The 20,282-nt window shown below is 53.9% G+C and carries 23 protein-coding genes; 21 read left to right on the plus strand and 2 right to left on the minus strand.

Annotated features, from left to right (window positions below):
* The coding region (locus KJQ12_RS11615; protein ID WP_213484801.1) for an ATP-dependent helicase ComFA at nucleotides 1–1,580 on the plus strand (1,580 nt) is incomplete at its 5' end.
* On the plus strand, nucleotides 1,577–2,488 hold the full coding sequence (locus KJQ12_RS11620; RefSeq protein WP_213484802.1) for a ComFC family protein: 912 nt from the start codon (nucleotides 1,577–1,579) through the stop codon (nucleotides 2,486–2,488). The genes KJQ12_RS11615 and KJQ12_RS11620, both read left to right, overlap by 4 nt.
* Nucleotides 2,489–2,501: 13 nt before the next feature.
* Here KJQ12_RS11620 and KJQ12_RS11625 read toward each other — a convergent pair whose 3' ends face one another.
* Nucleotides 2,502–2,879: a hypothetical protein gene (locus KJQ12_RS11625; RefSeq protein ID WP_213484803.1), complete on the minus strand. Its 378-nt coding sequence runs from the start codon at nucleotides 2,877–2,879 to the stop codon at nucleotides 2,502–2,504.
* Between the two features lie 270 nt (nucleotides 2,880–3,149).
* Here KJQ12_RS11625 and KJQ12_RS11630 point away from each other — a divergent pair, with 270 nt between their 5' ends.
* The 14 genes from KJQ12_RS11630 (at nucleotide 3,150) to fliT (ending at nucleotide 13,020) form a co-directional block, all read left to right on the plus strand.
* The gene (locus tag KJQ12_RS11630) at nucleotides 3,150–3,566 is read left to right on the plus strand and encodes a TIGR03826 family flagellar region protein (protein ID WP_213484804.1); all 417 of its coding nucleotides are present in this window, start codon (nucleotides 3,150–3,152) and stop codon (nucleotides 3,564–3,566) included.
* Between the two features lie 95 nt (nucleotides 3,567–3,661).
* A complete protein-coding gene (flgM, locus tag KJQ12_RS11635) occupies nucleotides 3,662–3,925 on the plus strand; it encodes a flagellar biosynthesis anti-sigma factor FlgM (RefSeq protein WP_213484805.1) in 264 nt (87 codons plus the stop codon).
* 21 nt (nucleotides 3,926–3,946) lie between these two features.
* Entirely contained in the window at nucleotides 3,947–4,444 is a 498-nt protein-coding gene (locus tag KJQ12_RS11640; protein ID WP_213484806.1) for a flagellar protein FlgN, read from the plus strand.
* A gap of 18 nt (nucleotides 4,445–4,462) precedes the next feature.
* A complete protein-coding gene (gene flgK, locus KJQ12_RS11645; protein ID WP_213484807.1) occupies nucleotides 4,463–5,992 on the plus strand; it encodes a flagellar hook-associated protein FlgK in 1,530 nt (509 codons plus the stop codon).
* Nucleotides 5,993–6,012: 20 nt separating this feature from the next.
* On the plus strand, nucleotides 6,013–6,921 hold the full coding sequence (gene flgL / locus KJQ12_RS11650; RefSeq protein WP_213484808.1) for a flagellar hook-associated protein FlgL: 909 nt from the start codon (nucleotides 6,013–6,015) through the stop codon (nucleotides 6,919–6,921).
* A gap of 13 nt (nucleotides 6,922–6,934) precedes the next feature.
* Nucleotides 6,935–7,504 carry a DUF6470 family protein gene (locus KJQ12_RS11655; RefSeq protein WP_213484809.1) on the plus strand — a complete coding sequence of 190 codons (570 nt, stop codon included), beginning with the start codon at nucleotides 6,935–6,937 and terminating at the stop codon, nucleotides 7,502–7,504.
* Nucleotides 7,505–7,578: 74 nt separating this feature from the next.
* Complete coding sequence (gene fliW, locus KJQ12_RS11660; RefSeq protein ID WP_213484810.1) at nucleotides 7,579–8,016, plus strand: flagellar assembly protein FliW; 438 nt, start codon at nucleotides 7,579–7,581, stop codon at nucleotides 8,014–8,016.
* A 3-nt stretch (nucleotides 8,017–8,019) separates the two neighbouring features.
* Nucleotides 8,020–8,268 carry a carbon storage regulator CsrA gene (csrA, locus tag KJQ12_RS11665; RefSeq protein WP_213484811.1) on the plus strand — a complete coding sequence of 83 codons (249 nt, stop codon included), beginning with the start codon at nucleotides 8,020–8,022 and terminating at the stop codon, nucleotides 8,266–8,268.
* 112 nt (nucleotides 8,269–8,380) lie between these two features.
* The gene (locus tag KJQ12_RS11670) at nucleotides 8,381–9,151 is read left to right on the plus strand and encodes a flagellin N-terminal helical domain-containing protein (protein WP_213484812.1); all 771 of its coding nucleotides are present in this window, start codon (nucleotides 8,381–8,383) and stop codon (nucleotides 9,149–9,151) included.
* A 191-nt stretch (nucleotides 9,152–9,342) separates the two neighbouring features.
* Nucleotides 9,343–9,738 (plus strand): flagellar protein FlaG, encoded by a 396-nt coding sequence (locus tag KJQ12_RS11675; RefSeq protein ID WP_244860585.1) that lies wholly within the window; start codon nucleotides 9,343–9,345, stop codon nucleotides 9,736–9,738.
* Between the two features lie 13 nt (nucleotides 9,739–9,751).
* On the plus strand, nucleotides 9,752–11,236 hold the full coding sequence (gene fliD / locus KJQ12_RS11680; RefSeq protein ID WP_213484813.1) for a flagellar filament capping protein FliD: 1,485 nt from the start codon (nucleotides 9,752–9,754) through the stop codon (nucleotides 11,234–11,236).
* Nucleotide 11,237: 1 nt separating this feature from the next.
* Nucleotides 11,238–12,302, plus strand: coding sequence for a glycosyltransferase (locus tag KJQ12_RS11685; protein ID WP_213484814.1), 1,065 nt, complete (start codon nucleotides 11,238–11,240; stop codon nucleotides 12,300–12,302).
* Nucleotides 12,303–12,314: 12 nt separating this feature from the next.
* Nucleotides 12,315–12,695, plus strand: a complete 381-nt coding sequence (gene fliS / locus KJQ12_RS11690) for a flagellar export chaperone FliS (protein WP_213484815.1) — start codon at nucleotides 12,315–12,317, stop codon at nucleotides 12,693–12,695.
* Nucleotides 12,688–13,020, plus strand: coding sequence for a flagellar protein FliT (gene fliT, locus KJQ12_RS11695; protein ID WP_213484816.1), 333 nt, complete (start codon nucleotides 12,688–12,690; stop codon nucleotides 13,018–13,020). The genes fliS and fliT overlap by 8 nt, the downstream gene beginning before the upstream one ends.
* Nucleotides 13,021–13,061: 41 nt before the next feature.
* Here fliT and KJQ12_RS11700 read toward each other — a convergent pair whose 3' ends face one another.
* Entirely contained in the window at nucleotides 13,062–14,993 is a 1,932-nt protein-coding gene (locus KJQ12_RS11700) for a TPR domain-containing glycosyltransferase (protein WP_213484817.1), read from the minus strand.
* 240 nt (nucleotides 14,994–15,233) lie between these two features.
* On the opposite strand from KJQ12_RS11700, the gene KJQ12_RS11705 reads away from it, so the two are divergent.
* The 5 genes from KJQ12_RS11705 to hpf all read left to right on the plus strand — a co-directional run bounded on the left by KJQ12_RS11705 (nucleotide 15,234) and on the right by hpf (nucleotide 20,207).
* On the plus strand, nucleotides 15,234–16,385 hold the full coding sequence (locus KJQ12_RS11705) for a glycosyltransferase family 4 protein (RefSeq protein WP_213484818.1): 1,152 nt from the start codon (nucleotides 15,234–15,236) through the stop codon (nucleotides 16,383–16,385).
* Nucleotides 16,382–17,173, plus strand: coding sequence for an FkbM family methyltransferase (locus tag KJQ12_RS11710; protein WP_213484819.1), 792 nt, complete (start codon nucleotides 16,382–16,384; stop codon nucleotides 17,171–17,173). The genes KJQ12_RS11705 and KJQ12_RS11710 overlap by 4 nt, the downstream gene beginning before the upstream one ends.
* A 23-nt stretch (nucleotides 17,174–17,196) precedes the next feature.
* Nucleotides 17,197–19,059, plus strand: a complete 1,863-nt coding sequence (locus KJQ12_RS11715; protein ID WP_213484820.1) for a glycosyltransferase family 4 protein — start codon at nucleotides 17,197–17,199, stop codon at nucleotides 19,057–19,059.
* Between the two features lie 144 nt (nucleotides 19,060–19,203).
* Complete coding sequence (locus tag KJQ12_RS11720) at nucleotides 19,204–19,404, plus strand: cold-shock protein (RefSeq protein ID WP_015253186.1); 201 nt, start codon at nucleotides 19,204–19,206, stop codon at nucleotides 19,402–19,404.
* A 248-nt stretch (nucleotides 19,405–19,652) separates the two neighbouring features.
* On the plus strand, nucleotides 19,653–20,207 hold the full coding sequence (hpf, locus tag KJQ12_RS11725; RefSeq protein WP_213484822.1) for a ribosome hibernation-promoting factor, HPF/YfiA family: 555 nt from the start codon (nucleotides 19,653–19,655) through the stop codon (nucleotides 20,205–20,207).
* Nucleotides 20,208–20,282 lie beyond the last annotated feature (75 nt).

Here is a 20,282-nt window from a genome sequence, read left to right on the forward strand (position 1 = left end):
CCGCGCCCGCCCGCTGGAGCGCCGCGTTCGCCGACGCGGCGCTCCAGCTCGCGGCCCTGCTGGGCCGGCTGCGCCTCGGCAGCGCCATCGCCCGCAGCGACGGTGTCCGCGGGCGACGGCGCAAGCGCCGCTGCCTCCGCTGCGGCAGCGGCGAGGCGCACATGCGCCGCACGCCCTGTGCGGCGTGCGGCAGCGTCTGCGCCTACTGCGAAGCGTGCCTGCTGCTGGGCCGATGCAGGGAATGCACGCTGCTCATCAGCGGCATTCCCGAAGGCGGCGCATCCGTCCGCATGCGCACGGCGGACGAGCTGCCGCCCATTCCGGCGCGGCTTGAACGCTGGGGGCTCAGCCCGGCCCAATCCGACGCGGCGGCGGCAGCGCTCCGCTGGCTGGAATCCGAGGACGGCGATACGGACCACGGCATCTCCGGACAGCTTCAACAGACGGTTGCGCGCATGGCCTCCCGATTCGCCATCGCTGGAGCGGCTGCCCGGAAGCAGACCGCCCGTTCTGTTCACACCTACGGCGCAGAACGTCCGCCGTTTCTTCTCTGGGCGGTAACCGGTGCGGGAAAAACCGAGATGATGTTCACGCTCATCGACTCCGTGCTCGCGCGCGGCGGGAAAGCGATGGTCGCGACGCCGCGGCGGGACGTCGTGCTTGAGCTGGAGCCGCGCATCCGGAAAGCTTTTCCCGAACATACCGTCGCGGCATTGCACGGCGCCAGCCGGGAGAAGTGGACGAACGCCGATATTACGCTGGCGACGACGCACCAGGCGATCCGGTTCGAGGCCGGCTTTGAGTTGGTCGTGATCGATGAGCTGGATGCATTTCCTTATCACAACAATCCCATGCTGCAATATGCGGCAGCTAAATGCGTGATGCCCGGCGGGCACCGCGTGCTGCTCTCGGCGACGCCGCCGGCGCAGCTTCGGCGCGCGGCCGCGAGAGGGCGCCTGCCGCATGCGCGCATTCCGGTCCGGTTCCACGGCTTTCCGCTGCCGGTGCCGGTCGAGATTCGCGTGCCGCCTGTCCGCGAGATGATCCGCCGCAGGTCGGTGCCGGACAAGCTGAGAAAGGCCATTGCGGCATCATTGTCCAGGGGGGCGCAGGTGTTCGTTTTCGTTCCGCGCATCTCCGACACGGGGCCCGCGGCAACGCTGCTCGGCACGATTTGTCCGCCGGATGCGGTGATCGGTTATACGTCCTCGCAGGATGAACAGCGGACGGAGACGGTGATGCGGTTCCGCCGCCGCGAGCTGCGCGTGCTCGTGACGACGACGATCCTCGAGCGCGGGGTGACGATCCCGCGCAGCGATGTGTTCGTGCTGGACGCCGATGCGCCGCTGTTTGACGAGGCATCGCTTGAGCAGATGGCGGGGAGGGCCGGCCGGTCGAAGGATGACCCGCATGGGCGGGTTTATTTTTGCGCGCCGCATGCGACCCGTGCCCAGCGCGCCGCCATTCGCCAGATCCGGGAGATGAACGCGCTCGCTGCCGCCCGCGGGTATATCCGGAAGGAAACGCTTGCCGCCGTCGGGAAGCAAGAAGCGCGAGCGGGAGGCATGATGCATCGATGAAATGGACCGCGATCCTGCGAAGTCTGTTTTCGCAATCGGTCGATCTGCTGGGACCGCCGGATGCGCATTGCCTCGTCTGCGGCGGGCGTCGGCGCGGCCTGCCGCCGCGATCGGCGGACGGGCTGCGCATCGGGGATTGGCTGTGCGACGGCTGCCTGGCATGCATTCCCTGGATCCGCCGGCCCGCCTGCCCGCGCTGCGGGCGGCCCGTGTTTTGTCCCGATTGCATCCGGCAGCCGGTGCGCGCCTTCGAGATGAACCGCAGCGCGGTGCGTTACAACGACGACATGAAGGCATGGCTGGCGCTGTACAAATTCCGCGGAGATGAACGTTACGGCGAGGTGCTGGCCGAGATGATGCTGCCGGCTTTCGAACGTTTGACCGCGGAAGTATCCGCCGCGGCGGGTGACGAAGCAGGCAGGGTTGTCTCCGGGACAGGTTTTGCCGGCTTGAAGAAGATCTCCGGATGGCCGGACCGGATGCGCGGAGGTCGTCAAGCCGCCGGGCAAGTGTGGCATGCCGTCACCTATGTGCCGGTCAGCCGGGAGCGGGCGGAGGAGCGGGGATTCAACCAATCGGAGCGGCTCGCCCGGGCTACCGCCATGCGGGCGAATGCGCCGCTTCTGCCGCTGCTCCGGCGCATCCGCGACAGCGGCAAGCAGAGTCAGCGCGGACGGTCCGAACGGCTTCGCGCGATGCGCGCCGTGTTCGGGCCGGATGACGCGGGGATCAGGCGGCTTGCCGAACTGCGCGCTTCCTGCGGAAACCGGGCTTCCGAGCCGGTCCGGGTGCTGCTCGTGGATGACATTTACACGACCGGTTCCACGGTGGAAGCATGCGCCGGCGCGATCCGCGCCGCCGCTTCGTATCCCGTTCAAGTCTATGTGCTGACCTGGGCGCGATCGTGAACAAGCATCCGGCTTACCGGTTTTGAACCTGCTTGTCGTAGAGAAGTTTGTTTTCTATTAATTGATAGACCAAGACGCAGAATAAATAGATCATCATGCCGGCAGCCGCCTGGATGAGGTTGCCGTGATGCCATAAACAGAACAACAAAGCCCCCGTGGCAAGCACTGAAGCAAGTATGAGGCGGGAAATCGTTTCAATTTTCTTGCCCGCAGGTTTTCCAAAATGAAAAACATGCGCGACAGCAAAGGCGATCAGCATCCACTCGTAACCGGCCAATGCTTCGCTGCGTTGGACGGATTTCAACAGCTGCACGCCGCCCAGATAAACGCCTCCTCCAACCAGACAGATGAACAGCGCAATCAAAACCGCCCGCCGGATGTAGGTTTTCAATCGAAAAACTCCCTTCCCGCTGCCGGCATTTGAAGAAGTGTAAATTTTTATAACTATTATACTATAATGGAATTTCCGTACGCGGCAGAACAAAATAAGCACAATCTACCAAATTTCGGAGGTGTTACCGATACCCTGACGCCGCCGGCGCCCGATGCACCCTCGAGAAGTACGCCTTAAGTCCCTATTTTTCGCAAAATCTCGCATTATTCTTCCAATTTCGGTACAATAGCAACAGAGTAATCTGTGTGCATGGGGGACTGGAGGCCAATGAACCTCGATTACTGTCCGCGCTGCGGCAAGCTGTATGCCAAGGGATATCGCGACATTTGCCCGAACTGCATAAAAGAGATAGAAGAAGAATATCAACGATGTGTCGAGTATCTGAAGGAGCATCGCCACATCAACATTCAGCAGCTCTCGGAGGCAACCGGGGTATCCGTGCGCCAGATTACCCGGTTTATCCGCGAGGGGCGGATCTCCATCAGCGCCTTTCCGAACATGTATTATGGCTGCGAATCGTGCGGAGCGCCGATCCGGGAAGGCAACATGTGCCCGAAATGCGTACGGAAGCTGGCCAATGAGATCAAGGCGCAGCAGGCGGTCGACGAGCGGCTGAAAGCCGATACGCAGTCCGATCGGCTGGGTACGTATCAGATCAACAAGACCGAGCGGAAAGATCGCTGACCCTCCTATAAATTTTGTGATGAAGGCAACCGATAATACCCTCATAAGGGATTATCGGTTGTTTGCGTATTGTCGCAGGGAAAGAGGTGGCAGCCATGAAAATCAACGAGATCGGACGCCTGAGTGCCGTCCGGACCTATCAGCAGCAGCAGGAGACGCGCGCCGGCAGCAAGGGCGCGGTGAACCGTAAGGATGAAGTGCGGATCTCGGCGGAAGCGCAGCAGCTTCTGTCGGACAGCCGGATCATGGGGGCCGATCGCGCCCAACGGATCGACGAACTGAAGCAATCCGTATCGACGGGCACGTACCATGTCGATGCCGGCAAGATCGCCGAGAAGCTGTGGCCGTACTTGAAATAATGAAGAAAGACGGTGAGCCGGATGGCGGTCCAGGACATTGTCCGGATATTGGACGAACAAGCCGAACTGTACAGAGAGTTGCTCGATACGGCCAATCAGAAGACGCCCGTGTTGGTCAAAGGGGACGTCGACCAGCTTAACGTCATCCTGCAGAAGGAACGCAAGCTGATCGCCAAGGCCGAACAGCTCGAGCAGCAGCGCATCCTCGAGACGCACCGCCATTTCGTATCGCTCGGTTATATATCCCGCTTGAATACGCTGCGCGAAGTCATCCAGTCGGTGAATCAGCCGGAACTGAAGCAGAAGCTCATCGAGCAGCAGCGTGAGCTGTCAAAACTGCTGGGTGAATTGCGCCGCGTGAACGAATTGAACCAACAACTGATCCGGCAAGCGCTGGCGTTCATCGACTATTCCATCGGACTTGCGGTTGACGATCCTGCCGAGGATATCGTGTATCAACATCCGCAGAAGACTAACGCCAGCGGCGGCAGGAACGGCATTTTTGATACGCGGGCCTAGGCCAAGGAGGCGGCGACGTTGAGATCGACTTTTCATACGCTGGAGACATCCAAACGCAGTCTGTTTACGCAGCAGACGGCCATCAATACGGTAGGACACAACATAGCGAACGCGAATACCAAGGGCTATTCTCGCCAGGTCGTCAGCATGACGGCCGCGCGGCCGATCGAAGCCTACGGCATGAGCCGTTCGGTGGTGCCGGGACAGCTCGGCACGGGCGTCGAGTTCACGGATATCCGCCGAATCCGGATGGCGTTCCTCGACGACCAGTACCGCAATCAGAACAAGCTGGTCGGCACCTACTCGATTCAGGCGGATACGCTGGACAAGCTGGAAGCCATTATCAATGAGCCGAGCGATTCCGGCATCCGGACCGTGCTGGAACAATTCTGGAACGCCTGGTCCGATCTGAGCAAGGATCCCGAGAATGTCACGGGACGCAAGATTGTCCGCGAGAGCGCATTGGCGCTGGTCGACGCATTCAATTCGATCAGCCGCAGGCTGAACGATCTGACGGCGGACTTGACGACGAGCATCGGCGTCAAGGCGACGGAGATCAACACGATCATCGAGACGATCGCCTCGCTCAATACGGAGATCCGCCGGATTGAAGGTCTTGGCGACAATGCGAATGACCTGCGCGACCAGCGCGATCTGCTCGTCGACAATCTGTCCCGGATCGCGAACGTCTCCGTCGTCGAGTCGGAGGCGGGGTACACGATTTCGATCGGCGGCATTGTCGTCGTCGACGGCAGCACCTATACGCCGGTTACGGCGGATGCGCTTGTTGCAGCCGTCCAGAGCGGGGATCTGAACAGCGGCGAAGTGCACGGCATGATCGTTTCGCGCGATACCTATGTGGCGGAATATCGCCGTCAGCTCGACTCGCTGGCGAATACTCTGGCGAACGGTCAGATTCAGGTCGTCATTCCGAAAGGTTCCGTGCTCCCGGGAAGCACGACGCCGCTTGCCAGCGATACCGTCATTACCGTGAACGGCATTAACGGTTTGCATCAGCTGGGGTACACGCTTGAAGGCGGAACGCCTCCGGCCGTCGGTCTTCCTTTCTTCACGGCGTCCGACGGATCGGGGAATATTACGGCCGGCAATCTGCAGCTGAATCCCGCAATCGTGGCCGACATCAACAAGATTGCGACGTCCATGAGGCTGGATACGAGCGGTACCGTCGTCCGCGGGAACAATACGCTCGCGCTTCTGATGAGCGAACTGAAAGAAGTCAGCTTCAGATTCGACGAGACGGCGAGCGGCAACGGCGTGACCAATGCGAAGATCGGAGACTATTACAATGCGCTTGTCGGCGAAATAGGCGTCATCTCGAACCGGGCGCAGCGCAATCTGCAAAATTCGCAGATGCAGCTGGATCAGGTGGATGCCAACCGGCAATCGGTCAGCGGCGTATCGCTCGACGAAGAAATGTCCGACCTGATCCGCTTCCAGCATGCTTACAATGCGGCTGCGCGGCTGATGACATCCTTCGACGAGATGCTGAACAAATTGATAAACGGCACCGGTATTGTCGGCCGCTGACGGGTAAGGAGGAGTAAGCAATGCCATTGCGCATAACGCCGGGGATGATGCATATGCAGCTTACCCGGAACCTGAACCGCACGCTGACGGAGATGTCGAAACTGCAGGAGCAGATGACGACCGGGCGGAAGATCAACCGTGCGTCTGACGATCCCGTAGGCATTACGTACGCGCTCCGCTACCGTAGCGAGCTGTCGGCCAACGAGCAGTATCAGAAAAGTGTCGATATGGCGCTCTCGTGGCTCGATTTCAACGATACGGTGCTGCATCAGGCGCAGGATGTGTTGAAGCGGCTCAAGGAACTGGCCGTTCAGGGATCGAACGGGACGAATCCGGATGTCGCGCTGAACAATATTGCCGTCGAAGTCATCCAGCTCAAGGAACAGATCGTCGATATCGCAAACAGCACGTTGAACGGCAAATATGTATTCAACGGCGAGAAAACGGACGTCATCCCCTACGATCCGACGGTCACGCCGTTTGATCCGAGCACGATTGAGACGGATTCCGGCGCCATCTACTATATGGTTGGCGTCGGCGTGAAATTGCAGATCAATCTGAGCGGTTCGGACGTATTCGGCAGACCCGGGGAAGCGGACAACATTTTTGCCGTGTTTGATCAGATCATTACGGCATTGCAGAATGGCAATCACAGCGGAGTTTCGGCGCAGATCGCGAATATCGAATCGCGGATGGACAAGATCTTGAATCAGCAGGCGGAGATCGGCGCGCGCGTCAACCGCGTCGAATTGATGCAGAACCGGCTGAAGGATCTGGAGCTCAATCTGACGGATCTCCAGTCGAAGACGGAGGACGTCGATATGGAGAAACTGATTATCGATGCGAAAGTCAACGAGAATATTTACCAGGCTTCCTTGTCCGTCGGCGCCAAGATTATTACGCCGTCATTGGTCGATTTCCTGAACTGAGGCGGCCGGAGTCATGGTACCGCAGATTTCCATTCATACGCAGCGCGGCTTGATCGGCGTTGATTCGGAACCGGGAAGGTTCGAGATCAGGCAGCGGCAGCCGGAGGTTCAGGTCGAGACGAAGCGGCCGGTCATTGCGGCGCGCAACCGGCCGGGTGAACTGATCATCGATCAGACATTGACGCATAATGCGCTCAACGGCGGCAAGCTGGAAGCTTTCTGGCTGCGTATATACGCCCAGTACCAAGAGGTTGCCCGCCGGAATCTCGAGAAGATCGTCATGGACGGCAACCGGATCGGCGATCTGAGAATCAAGCAGAATCCGATTCCGGATATCGCGCTGGATGAATTTATTGAAGGACCGCCGGATTTGCAAGTGTATGGTGAAGCAAGGCCTGACAACACGAAGTTCGAATATATCCCGAACGATCCGGATATTCAAGTCGATCCGGGCGGCGTGGAAATCGATGTGCAGCTGCATCGTCCTGAGATTCGCTACCACCGTGGGTATGTCAAGGTGTACATGGTGCAGTATCCGGCCGTGACGATCACGCCGCCGCCGGCGATTGAATTGATGGCGTAGGCTGTGGGAATACAGCTATAAGCGAGGATTGCGCTTATAGCTTTCTTTATTTCTCAAATGGAGGCTTGCAGGGTATGAAGATGGAAACGACCCGATTCGGCGAAATCGAGATCAACGAGCAGGAGATTATCACGTTTCCGGATGGAATTCCCGGATTCGAACGGGACAGGCGATTCGTCATTCTCGAGTTGGAGGATCTGGATGGCTTTGCCTGTCTGCAGTGCATTGATCGGGGAGAATTGAGTTTTATCATTGTCAATCCGTTTGTTTTCTTTCCCGAATACGAATTCAATTTGCCGGATGCGGAAGCGCAGCAGCTTGAAATTGCGGAGCCTGGCGACGTTGCCGTGTGGTCGATTGTGACGATCAGGGACGAGCTGGAGTCGGCGACCGTCAACCTGGTGGCGCCGATCGTGCTGAACAGACAGAAACGGCTGGGCAAACAGGTGATCCTGGTCGATCCCAACCTGAGCACGCGGCATGCGCTGTTCCGAACGGCAAAGGAGGTGTAGCGGATGCTGGTGCTCTCGCGCAAGAAAGGGCAGGCGATCATTATTGACGGCCGCATCGAAGTCACGGTGCTCGAGGTGGAGGGGGACACGGTGAAGATCGGCATCGCCGCGCCCCGTGAAGTTCAGATCACGCGCAAGGAACTGCTGCAGTCCGTGAAGGAAACGAATGAGGAAGCGGCATCCGCGGTCATCGATGTCGGCCAGCTCCGTCAATCACTGCAGAAGATGAAAAAAAATTTGCCGAAGCTATAAAATATCCGCTGATTCTGCCGATATAGGAATTAGGTTCGCATGGGGCGGCCGACCCATGGCGAGCGATCCACAAGGAAGTGGACGACTATCATTTCAAGGAGGAAAATGAATCATGCGCATTAACCACAACATTACGGCACTGAACAACCATCGCAACATGTCGCTGAACAACACGGCACTGGCGAAGAACATGGAGAAGCTGTCTTCCGGTCTCCGCATCAACCGTGCAGCTGACGACGCTGCAGGTCTTGCGGTCTCCGAGAAGATGCGCGGCCAAATCCGTGGTCTCGAGCAAGCGCAACGGAACGTTCAGGACGGCATCTCGTTCGTTCAAACGGCAGAAGGCGCAATGAACGAAATCAGCGCCATGCTCGTTCGGATGAAAGAGCTGAACGTTCAAAGGGCGAACGGCACGTACTCCTCCACAGACATAGATAACATTAACCAAGAACTCGACGCTCTGGGCCAACAAATTGATAGCATCCTCACGGGCACGAAGTTCAACGGCATCTCGATTACGGGCGGCACGGTTGCGATCCAAGCGGACGACAGCTCGCAGCAAATCTCGATCGCAGGCATCGATTCGAGCGGCTTCTCGAATCTGTCGAGCACTAACTCGCTTGGTGATATCGAGACGGCGATTGTGAACGTCGCAACCGAGCGTGCGAAACTCGGTGCGCTGCAAAACCGTCTCGAGTACACGTCGAACAACCTGGGCACGACGATCGAGAACCTGTCGGCTTCCGAATCCCGGATCCGCGACACCGACATGGCGAAAGAAATGGTCGAGCTCGCGAAGAACCAAATTCTGCTGCAATCTTCGCAAGCAATGCTCGCACAAGCAAACGCAGCACCGCAAGGCGTACTGTCGCTCCTGCGCTAATCGAATTTCCGTTCATGAGAGGCTCTGGAATTTCAGGGCCTCTTTTTTTGTTTCATACTCGTGTTGCCCACGCAAGAAAATGGACGGCGTCAGCCGTTTTCTTGTGCGATGGGAAGCCGCATTCTCTAAACTTGAACCGCAATTCTGTCGATAATAGTAGATAATAACAGATTAGAGCGGAGTGATCAGGGATGATTGTGCAGACCGGCGGCAGCAAGCCGCAAACCGTAATGTTGCAATCCGCTTCGATGCGGACGCCTGTCGACCAGCCCGTACATCAGCCTGAGTCGACGCCAGTGCCTGCCATGCGCAACTGGAGGGAATTGGATCGACTCGAACGGGAAGGCGTCAGGCTGTCCATTGGCGAAGAACAGATTGTAAGGGCAATCGAAACTGCACTCAAGGCGCTGGAAGGGCCTTCGACGATGTTTGAGATGAGGGTGCACGAAGAGACGCGCTCCATCATTGTTCGCGTATTGAACAGGGAGACGGGCGAGCTGATCCGGGAGATACCGCCCGAGAAGACGCTGGACCTGGTCGTCAAAATGATGGAATTCGCCGGGCTCTTGGTCGACGAGAGAGTATAAGGGGGGACAGGATATGCCGCTTCGAATTACCGGGTTTTCCGGCCTCGACATTGATGCCCTTGTCAAGGACTTGATGAAGGCGAAACGCGTGCCGCTCGATCGTCTGAATCAGCAGAAGACGAAACTGGAATGGCAGCGGGAGCAATACCGGAGCATCAATGCGAAACTGGTGGATTTCCGCAATAACAAGCTGTTCAACTACAGCCTGAGCAGCGCGATCAATGCCAAGAAGGCAACCGTTACAGGGGAGGCTGCGTCTGCGGTTACAGTGAAAGCGAACTCTTCTGCCCTGACGGGTTCACTTACGATCGAAGTCAAAAAACTGGCGACGGCAGCTTCTGCTCTAAGCTCGACCGGCGTTGGCAAGACGTCGTCAGACAAGCTGACAGAGCTGGGGTTTGTACCGGATAATGGTGAGATTAAAGTTGAAGTGAACGGTAAAACGATCAGCGTTTCCGCAGACGCGACGATCGGCGATCTGGTGAGCGCCATCAACGCAAGCGATGCGGGCGTGACGGCGTTCTTCGACGACGCGACACAGAAACTGTCTTTGACGGCGAAAGCGACGGGTGCGGGCAATATCGCGCTGTCTGCCGATTTGAAGGACAATTTCAAGCTCGATCTTAAGCCGGGCGACAATGCGCAAGTTGTCATTAACGGCATCGACACCACGCGCGATTCCAACACGTTCACCGTGAATGGCGTCGAGATCACCCTCCATGCCGAAAATCCCGGCAAGACGGCCGTCATCAATGTCACGACGGACACGGACAAAATTGTCGACACCATCAAAACGTTCATCAATGATTACAACAGCCTGATCGACCTTCTGAACAAGAAGGTAAGCGAGGAACGGTACCGCGACTATCAACCGCTCACGGCCGACCAGAAGAAGGAAATGAAGGATTCCGAGATCGAACTCTGGGAAGAGAAGGCGAAGAGCGGGCTGCTGCGAAGCGATTCGACGCTGACGAAGCTGATCAACGATATGCGCATAGCCATATATTCCGATGTTGAATTTGATGGAAAAACGTACAACCTCCTGAAGGATTTCGGCGTTGAGACCGGGACGTGGGAACAGCGGGGCAAACTGATCCTCAAAAATGAAGACCAATTGAGGGCGGCAATTGAAGCGAATCCGGAAGCTGTCATGGAGTTCTTTACACGGAAGACGACGGTCACGGATCCGGATATCAAAGATTCGCCGACAAACACGGACAACGGACTGTTCAACCGTCTGTCTACGGCTGTCATGAAGGCCATTGAGCAATTGTCGACAAAAGCGGGGACATCCAAATTCAGCACGGACGAAACGGCGGCCTTCCTCCCCAACAGTTACATGGGCGAGCAGCTTCGCCAACTTGAACTGAGGATTTCGGATATGTCTCGACGTCTGACTCAGATGGAGAACCGCTATTACCTGCAATTTGCGGCAATGGAGTCCGCCATCAACCGGTACACCGCAATGTCGAGCAGCCTGTTTGGAATGACCATGTGACATGAGCAGCTTGTCACTTGTCATGATCGTGCGAAATGAATCGGAGCATTTGCCGCGTTGCATCGAGAGTGTGCGGGGACTGGTCGATCATGTCATCGTGGCCGACACGGGATCGACGGATGATACACCGAATATTGCCGCCTCATTGGGAGCCGAGGTTGTCCGGTTTCCCTGGGTCAACGATTTCTCGGCCGCGCGAAATTTTGCTTTGTCTTGCTCAAAGGCGGAATGGAATTTGATCCTCGACGCTGATGAATATGTTGTCGAAGCGGATATTGAAGCGGTCAGGGCATTCATGCGCGGCAATCGAGCTGTCGGCCGTATTCAAATCGTCAGTTTGACACAGGCGGACGATGAGACGAATGAAACTCGAAACTTCATTACACGTCTCATCCCGCGCAATCTGAGGTTCAAAGGCAGAATCCACGAGCAAGTGGATACGGATTTGCCCCGTATCAATGTTCCGATAGTTGCCCGGCACCTCGGCTATTATAATCGCAACAAGGCAGAGCGAAACATACCGTTGCTGCTCGAAGAGTTGAAAAACTCCGGCGATCATGCGTACCTGTACTATCAGTTGGCGAAGGAATATGACGGCATTCGGGATGCGTCCAACAGTTTGGCATGTTACAAGAAAGCTGTGACGCTTCTGACCGGCCGGGAACGTTATGCGCCCAATGTCATCGTGGATTATTTGTACCTTCTCATCAAACTGCAGCAATTTGATACCGGTTTGGAACTGATTCACAGCCGGTCGGATTGGGTGCGGGCGTTCCCGGATTTTCATTTTGCTTGCGGCATATTCTACCGGGAGTTGATTCTGCATGATCCCGGCCGGTATGCCTCGATGCTTCCGATGATTGAAGCATCGTACCGTCGGTGCATCGAGATTGGCGAGACGGACCGTTATGACAGCGTCGCGGGAACTGGCTCATATGCCGCATGGTACAATCTCGGCAATTATTACGAAATCATCGGCGATCGGGACAGAGCGATCGAATGTTATCGGCAATCCGCAAGTTATCGTTATGAGCGGGCGTTGAAACGATTGCAAGAGATTGTGTGAGGAGTGTGTAGGATGCTCACTTCGCCTATCCAGAAATATCAACAGTCGTCTGTGCAGACTGCTTCTCCGGGTCAGTTGATTCTGATGCTGTACGATGGTGCGATTCGATTTGTCAAACTCGGAATTGCCGGAATCGAGGAACGGGACATCAGCAAAGCGAACAATTCCCTCATTCGGGCGCAACGTATCATCAACGAGCTTATGGCGTCGCTGAACACATCTTTACCCCTATCTGCAACCCTGATGGGGATATACGAATATATGAACCGGCGGCTGATTGAGGCAAATATCAAGAAGGACAAAGCTCCGGCCGAAGAAGTGCTCGGACACCTGGTGGAGTTGAGGGATGCCTGGGGCAAAATCATTCAGCCGGGACAGCAAGGACATGCTTGACGGTCTGTTGGATCAGGTATTGAAGGAGACGCAACGGCTAAGCGATGAAGGACCAGAAGCCGGCTACGAAGCATTTGTCGCATTGACTGACCTGCGTGAGAAGCTGATGCAAGCCGTGGGGGAACAGCAAGCGGCGCTGACGCCTGAACAGAAGATGTCTCTGCGCCGGCTGCTGGAACTGGATCCGGTCATCCTTCGGCATATGCAGACGTTGAAGGCCGAGGCGGAGCAGGGCCTGGTTCGCATTCATCAGTCCAGCCTGCAGCGCGAAGCCTATCAACCGCACTACGATGTGGGCAGTATAATGTTTGACCGAAAAAAATAAACAAAAAATTGAAGGCGCCAATAACGGCGCCTTCGTTGTGGTTATAACTCATGCAGCAACGATAAATTCTTGTAACCAGGGTCCAATTCGAACAGTTTTTGTTTCATGGCGTTCCGGGCTGCAGGATCCGGGCTGATCAACAAGTGCTTGATATACCATAATTTGCGATTCGGCTCAAGTTTGATGGCTTGTTCCCAATATTGTTGCGCTGAATGGACATCTCGTTGCAGTGTGCACCAGTCAGCCAGGTTGGCGTAACTGTTGGCGTCCATGCCGTCATGCGTCAGCAAATGGTGATAGTACTGGAGCGCCAGGTCGATCTGATGTCGACCGTAGAAAAAATTCGCCAGTTGATTGACGACAGGAAGGTCGTCAACGGCTTCCATCAACCGATCGAATGCTTCGAGCTTTCCCATCGTGTACAGTTCTTGCAGCATTTCGGCTGCATAGCCGTGAGGCAATGAACGGTCGGCAATCCCTGCGAACCAGGATTTAATCCATGCGAGCAACGGCATGTAAACATGGTCGTCGGGCAGTTGAACATCTTCAAGCCACTCCGGACGGTTCCAGACGAATGCACCAATTATGTAATGCTTCACGGTCGAGACGGCCTGTCGTTCAGCGGGGGATGCGCCCTCCCATTCATTCCGCACGGCCGCCGGATCGTTCGTCATGATGGCATATCGTATCCGTTCATCCGGTTTCAGCAGTTTGCGAACAGAAGCGTGGCCCGCATAATGTGTTGCAAGCGGCGTAATGCCCAGCTTGATTGATATTTTCCCGAGCATGGCCGTCAGCAGCGCGTCCGGGTTCAGCAACTGGTCCAACAGATGAATGATGGATTCGGTTTTTTCCTGTAGCGACATCAATTCAACAAGTTTGCTGACGGCTGAAACTTCTTTCGGGTTGGTTACGATGATCTTGGTCAAGTAGTACACAGTTTGCGCAAAGTTCTTTTCTTTCTCATATATCATTGCCAACTGATATAATGGAAGCCGCAATGCCGTATCCGGACTGGTGATCGCAATCGGTTCATTGCGCGCGGCACGTCGCTCTGCTTCCTCCACCGCCATATGAAATGTCTGTTTTGCCTTGTCGTGGAACCCCAGATTGTAGAGAATGATGCCTTTGACAGTGCAAATGTCAGGATTGAATTCATAACTCTCTAAATGTTGTTCAAAGAAATGGTAGGCTTTGGCGAGGTCGCCCTTGTTGATCAGCACTTGAATGGTGGTGAATAAGACTTGTTGATATGCCGCCCCCAAATCTTTTGCGTTTTGCAGCGCCTTGTTCAAATGTTCCAATGCCTTGTCGTATTCCCGCATCATCGAGTACTGATTGCCGAGTTGGAGATGATCGTAGGCAGAAAGTCCCGTTGTCGCTTCCAACTTCTTGAACAGTTCCAGATTGCGCTGGTGCTTGTTTTTGGCGCGAATCGTCTCTTCGACGTAACCGGAGTGAAATAGGCGCACCGGAAGGCTTGCGCTATGCATTCGGACCCCTGGACGGGCCGATATCGGTTGTTCATGAATGGGACGGACATAACGAATATCCAGATGGTTGCCGAATACGCGCCCGACCTTGCTCTCATTCGTAGAAAAATTGTGCTTCTCTCCAAGCAGACTGATGATCGTGAGATTGTAAATGAGGTGCGGCTCAGGGTCCATCGAGCCGAGCAATTCCCGGAGTTTGCGAATTTCGGATTCCTCGAAATATTCATCCGCATCCAGCACCAGAATCCACTTGCCGCGCGCATATTTTAATGCTTCGTTGCGTGCAGCGGAAAAATCATTGACCCACTCGAATGTGTAGATCCGATCAGTGAAGCGGCTGGCGATATCCCTTGTCGCATCGGTAGAACCGGTATCGACAATGATGATCTCGTCGACATAGCCTTGGACGCTTTTCAGGCAGCGTTCCAGAACGGATTCCTCGTCCTTGACGATCATGCAGAGCGAAATAAGAGGCGTCATCTGTTTCCTCCTCAAGAATCTTTCGGATGCCTGTAGACGTTCAAAAGTGATGCGAGATTGATCGACCTTTGGCAAATTGGACGAGCGACTCTCTCCATTATAATCGGTTATTTCATTAAACAACATAAATAAGGCGCCGCAACATAAATCAGTTTCGCAATTTGACGATAAGCGGTATTAAAAGTATGAAGAATTTTGTCGAAATAAGATATATTACCTGATAGGAGGGGACGGCACTCTATGCGGATATTAATCTATTCTTTTGATTTTCATCCGTGTCCCGGCGGAGTGGATACCTATGTTCGGCAATTGATTAACGGGATGAGAAAACGCGGCCATACGGTTGACTTTTTGTGTTCGTCTCATATTCGATTTTTGCCTGGTGAAGTCCAATCGGCGATCGCGGCTTACCAAACAAATCTGGAATTAATTCAGTTGCCCGCCGCAGTAAAAAGAATCGAATACTTAAAATACGCCAACGAACTGCTTGTCAACTCCATCGATTTGCATCATTATGATTTGGTACATTCGAATAACGGCGTCACAAGCTACGTTATTAATAGAATCGCTCCACAGATCCCCCTGATCGGTACAGTTCATGGAATCTACTATGAAGAGGCGCTGGCCAACGGATGGGTGTCGACAAAAGAAGAGGCTGAGTTAATGGGCATCTACGACCAATACGCTGTGAATTGCCCGGATATTGTTCACATGGTATCTCATGATATGCTGCAGCGAGTCCCGGTAATGGATAACAAGAGACATGTTGTGATCCATCATGGATTGCAGCTGGATGAATTTCAACCGACTTACTTGAATAATGAGACGGTTCGAATGGCATGTTCGGGGATGCTTACGTCACGAAAAGGGTATGACATCCTCATGGATGCGTTGATCATGCTCAAGGATGAAGATGTTGAAGGGTACGAAGTCGTCATCTATGGTGACGGTCCGGCAAAAGACGAGTTGCTGCAGACCGTACAAAGGCATCAGCTGCCCGTTTCATTTCGCGGAATGGTGGCACCCGAAATTTTGCGTAAAGAATTGCCGGGGTTTGACATCTTTATTCATCCTTCGCGATACGAGTCGTTCGGGTTATCCGTCACCGAGGCGTTGGCATCGGGGTGCGCGGTAATCTGCTCAAATACCGGCGGACTCAAAGAACAGATTACACATGAACATAATGGTCTGCTTTTTGAAGTCGGTGATACAAGACAACTGGCCAACTCGATACGCCGTTTGCTGGATGAAGTCGATTTAAGAAACCAGTTGCGGCGAAACGGAGTAATGACCGCACAGACGCATTTTTCTGAACACAAAATGTTGGATCAATACGAGCAGCTCTATGCCGAAGCCATAAGCCTCAAAAATTGGAGGGGGATTCAATCTTGAGAGGATGTTACATCGGAAACAACCGGGTATTGGTCAGCCTGACGTGGGGCGGCAAACTGATCGTTCATGCCAATGATATGAGCATCTCTCCCGATTTGATCATTCACGGCATCTACGACGTGCCTTTGACAAATTTTCTCTTGAAGAATCTCAAACCCCACCATGTCTTTGTTGATGTTGGCGCGAACATGGGGCTCTTTACGGTTTTGGCCGGTTATTTGGTGGGAGCGAAAGGAAAAGTTATCGCCTTTGAAGCAAATATTAACCACTATGAACTCATCAAAGACAATATCGCACTCAATTATTTGACCGGAAATACGCTGGTCTTTCATGCAGCGGTTTATTCAACGGAGACGCGGTTAACCTTTCACGCCACAGAAAGATTTATGGGAAACGGCTCGATTGTTCCGCATGATGATTTTTATAAAAATCGCTATAACGTCGATACGTTTCAGTCCTATGAAGTGGATGCGGTAGCTCTGGACGATGTATTGATTGAACTTCCGTACATTAACTTTGTGAAGTTGGATATCGAAGGCGGCGAATATCATGCTTTTATGGGCATGCAGAGGTTGCTGGAGAAGAAGGCGATTGGAACCGTCATTTTTGAATTGAACAAGAGAATGCTGGGCAAAGATTGGTTTTCTTTGTACAGCCGGTTAGCAGAATATCGCGATTTGCACGGTTATTCGTTCTTCCTTCTCAATCTAGAAGGAGATCTGAAGCCCATCGAGCTGGATGCTTTGTTTACGTTGGATGAAGTGCCTGCTGTTGTCATGACAGCATAATAAAATGACAGGGTGATACCGCTTTGGATATATCCGCTGAGATACAACAACAATACTACAAGCGCATTCATTCTTACCTGTTGAATTATAAGCCTGGTGAAAAGCGCTGGAAAATAGACAACTGCATGGATGGCGCAAAGAAGAGGAAGTTGACCGTTGCCTATATCATGAATCACGTGAGAGTTTGCGGCGGTGTCAAAATCATCTTCGAGCATACCCAGCGTCTGGTCGAGCGTGGTCATGATGTCTACATCGTCAGCCATGCGGCAAGACCGGATTGGTTTGATCTGAAGGCCGAATTTATTACCGTGCCCCCTCAGTTCAGCAGAGTGCAATATGTTTCCGAAGATGTGGACATTATCGTGTGCACGGTTGCGGATCAGTTGCCGGAATGCTTTTTATTGTCCAACAAACCGGTGGTGATGTTCGAGCAAGGAGATACCTACATCTTTGAATTCGAAAAAAATCCCCCCGGGAAGAAAGAATATTTTGCAAAGTTATGGAGCATACCGGTTCCGGTATTCGGGGTATCAAAGGTATTGGTGGATACGTTGCAACGCCATCTCGGAGTTCAGGGCACGATTATTCACAACGCATTGGACCCCAATATTTACTATCCCCGGGCCGAACACTCCAACCCTTCGAAACCTGCGATACTGTTTGTCGGAAGAGAAGATGTTCCATTCAAGGGAATACAAGATGTTCGAAAGGCGTTGGAGATCGTAAGAGAATCGGGCAGAGCGTTCGATGAAGTCTGGGTCACTCAGGTGAAACCCAAATCTTCATTTGAGGGGAAGCTCTATGTCGATCCCTCGCAAGCGGAACTGGGAAATATTTACCGAATGTGCGACATTTATGTTTCTGGTTCATATTATGAATCTTTCTCGTTGCCGCCGCTGGAAGCGATGGCGTGCGGATGCGCCGTGGTCTCGACTGACAATGAAGGAGTTTTGGAGTATGCGCAACATGGCGTGAATTGTTTGCTGGGGAAAGTCGGAGATCCGGGCAGCCTGGCGCAACGCATTATCGAGTTGATCGACGATCAGCAGAAAAGAGAGTATCTTGTCCAGAACGGATATCAAACCGCTGCCCGTTTCAATTGGAACAACATTATGTCACAATGGGAGGATTACCTTGGTGCAATCGTCCAGAATTGGGAGACCGGCCGTTATCCCGGACTGCTCATCAAACGATTGCCTTCCCGTTTGAGCCAACAAGAAGCTATCCGAATCATACAAGATGCTGTTTCTCGTATGGAAGAAGAGTACTGCCTGTGGCTATTCGAAGGAGAAGCCCTGTCAGATTCGGATGTTGAACGGATCAGGCACATTTTAAGCCACAGTCTGTCATCCATTTATGCTTTGCAAGTGCAGTATTCGAAAGATATTCCAGAGCACCCGGTAGCACGCCTGGAAAACAGGATATTCAAACGCCATTCAATCGTTTCTGACGTATCCGACCTGTCGCAGTCCATGGTTATTCCCGTTCAATTGGAGGGTGTCGGCGACTCCTGCTTCCTCCCGGACTGGCTGAGAGAAACCCGTTTGCAGTACTCCCGTGGCGATTATGAAGGTATTATTGTCCATTTGAAGAGCAGGTATGCAGCGCTTTCTCAAGATGACAAGCCTGTAGCGGTCAAATGGCTGGCACTCGCTTTGATGGAGAAAGACAGGCTTACGGATTGTATGGATGTACTGAGCAAAGCGATGCAATCGTTTCCTTCGTATAGTGACCTCTCGTATCTGCTCGGCAGAGTATTACTCTTTGCGGGCGACGTGAAAAGGGCGGAGATGTGCTTCAAATTGGCAAAGACGTCAGGGACGGCCGCATTGTTCAAGGAGTATTTCCACGATATGGAAAAAATATGCAGCATGTACCTGCAGTGATTTGCGGCATTGGGACAGTCTGGAATGAATTCGCTTTCAAAAAATGTTTGACTTTGTTTTCCCCGGAGTGTATAGTCAAGTTGTGGGCCATGATAAAACCGTGTCGCCTCACAGCCATATGAACACGAAGGGAATGTATGTTTGATGCAAGGAAGAGTAAAATGGTTTAACGCGGAAAAAGGCTATGGATTCATCGAGACGGAGGAAGGCGGCGACGTATTCGTTCACTTCTCCGCGATCCAAGCCGAAGGTTTCAAGACGCTCGAGGAAGGCCAAGCCGTCGAGTTCGACATCGTTCAAGGCGCACGCGGTCCACAAGCAGCCAACGTCGTTAAGCTGTCCTAAACGTGAATCGAACTGTCAGACGTTGACCAAGGCCCCGTACCCCCGGTTTCATCCGGGGGTTTCATTGTTTGGCGGACCTTTCGGCCATACCGGCCGAAACCGGTTCGTCCGAACCCGATAAGCGCCATATTTCTGGTCTAAAAATTCAAAAAATTCAAAAATTATTCACGGAAAAGAGTGTTAAGTTTTTGTAAATGCCTGGGCCGATGTGCTACAATGAAATCAGGTCAGATAAGGAGGAGTGCGATATGAGGTTCAACATCCGTGGCCGACAATTGCCTGTAACGGAAGCACTGAGGGATTACGCCGAGAAAAAGCTGTCCCGGCTGGACAAGTATTTCGAGGCGCCTCTTGCCTCAGACGCACAAGTCACGCTCTCCGTCATCAAGAACAAGCATGTCGTCGAAGTGACCATTCCGCTTCCGGGCGTGCTGCTCCGGGCCGAGGAACGGCATGACGACATGTACGCGGCGATCGACCTGGTTGTGGACAAGCTCGAGCGTCAGATCCGCAAGCACAAGACCCGTGTGAACCGCAAACTCCGCCAGGACCGGGGATTGAAAGCGTTGTTCACGGAAGATTCGGCCGGCGCGGTCACCGTTGCCGAAGCCGAGGAAGACGACGCTTTCGAAGTTGTCCGCACGAAGCGGCACACGCTGAAGCCGATGGATGTGGACGAAGCGATTCTGCAGATGAATCTGCTCGGTCACAACTTCTTCGTCTTCATCAACGATGACACGAAGGAAGTCAATGTCGTTTACCGCCGCCATGACGGCAAATACGGACTCATTGAACAAGGTTGATGGTTTGTTCATCCAGGATTGCGGCCGGCCCGGAAGGGCCGGCTTTTCTGATATGCGGCCCGGGCGGCGGACGGG

The organism is Thermobacillus xylanilyticus (assembly GCF_907165215.1).
Taxonomy (GTDB): domain Bacteria; phylum Bacillota; class Bacilli; order Paenibacillales; family Paenibacillaceae; genus Thermobacillus; species Thermobacillus xylanilyticus.

What these genes read in the sequence shown, in the direction of transcription:
- KJQ12_RS11620 (WP_213484802.1), top strand. Translation starts at nt 1,577, where the DNA reads ATGAAATGGACCGCGATCCTGCGAAGTCTGTTTTCGCAATCGGTCGAT.
- KJQ12_RS11630 (WP_213484804.1), top strand. Translation starts at nt 3,150, where the DNA reads ATGAACCTCGATTACTGTCCGCGCTGCGGCAAGCTGTATGCCAAGGGA.
- flgM (WP_213484805.1), top strand. Translation starts at nt 3,662, where the DNA reads ATGAAAATCAACGAGATCGGACGCCTGAGTGCCGTCCGGACCTATCAG.
- KJQ12_RS11640 (WP_213484806.1), top strand. Translation starts at nt 3,947, where the DNA reads ATGGCGGTCCAGGACATTGTCCGGATATTGGACGAACAAGCCGAACTG.
- flgL (WP_213484808.1), top strand. Translation starts at nt 6,013, where the DNA reads ATGCCATTGCGCATAACGCCGGGGATGATGCATATGCAGCTTACCCGG.
- KJQ12_RS11655 (WP_213484809.1), top strand. Translation starts at nt 6,935, where the DNA reads ATGGTACCGCAGATTTCCATTCATACGCAGCGCGGCTTGATCGGCGTT.
- fliW (WP_213484810.1), top strand. Translation starts at nt 7,579, where the DNA reads ATGAAGATGGAAACGACCCGATTCGGCGAAATCGAGATCAACGAGCAG.
- csrA (WP_213484811.1), top strand. Translation starts at nt 8,020, where the DNA reads ATGCTGGTGCTCTCGCGCAAGAAAGGGCAGGCGATCATTATTGACGGC.
- KJQ12_RS11670 (WP_213484812.1), top strand. Translation starts at nt 8,381, where the DNA reads ATGCGCATTAACCACAACATTACGGCACTGAACAACCATCGCAACATG.
- KJQ12_RS11675 (WP_244860585.1), top strand. Translation starts at nt 9,343, where the DNA reads ATGATTGTGCAGACCGGCGGCAGCAAGCCGCAAACCGTAATGTTGCAA.
- fliD (WP_213484813.1), top strand. Translation starts at nt 9,752, where the DNA reads ATGCCGCTTCGAATTACCGGGTTTTCCGGCCTCGACATTGATGCCCTT.
- KJQ12_RS11685 (WP_213484814.1), top strand. Translation starts at nt 11,238, where the DNA reads ATGAGCAGCTTGTCACTTGTCATGATCGTGCGAAATGAATCGGAGCAT.
- fliS (WP_213484815.1), top strand. Translation starts at nt 12,315, where the DNA reads ATGCTCACTTCGCCTATCCAGAAATATCAACAGTCGTCTGTGCAGACT.
- fliT (WP_213484816.1), top strand. Translation starts at nt 12,688, where the DNA reads ATGCTTGACGGTCTGTTGGATCAGGTATTGAAGGAGACGCAACGGCTA.
- KJQ12_RS11700 (WP_213484817.1), bottom strand. Translation starts at nt 14,993, where the DNA reads ATGACGCCTCTTATTTCGCTCTGCATGATCGTCAAGGACGAGGAATCC.
- KJQ12_RS11705 (WP_213484818.1), top strand. Translation starts at nt 15,234, where the DNA reads ATGCGGATATTAATCTATTCTTTTGATTTTCATCCGTGTCCCGGCGGA.
- KJQ12_RS11720 (WP_015253186.1), top strand. Translation starts at nt 19,204, where the DNA reads ATGCAAGGAAGAGTAAAATGGTTTAACGCGGAAAAAGGCTATGGATTC.
- hpf (WP_213484822.1), top strand. Translation starts at nt 19,653, where the DNA reads ATGAGGTTCAACATCCGTGGCCGACAATTGCCTGTAACGGAAGCACTG.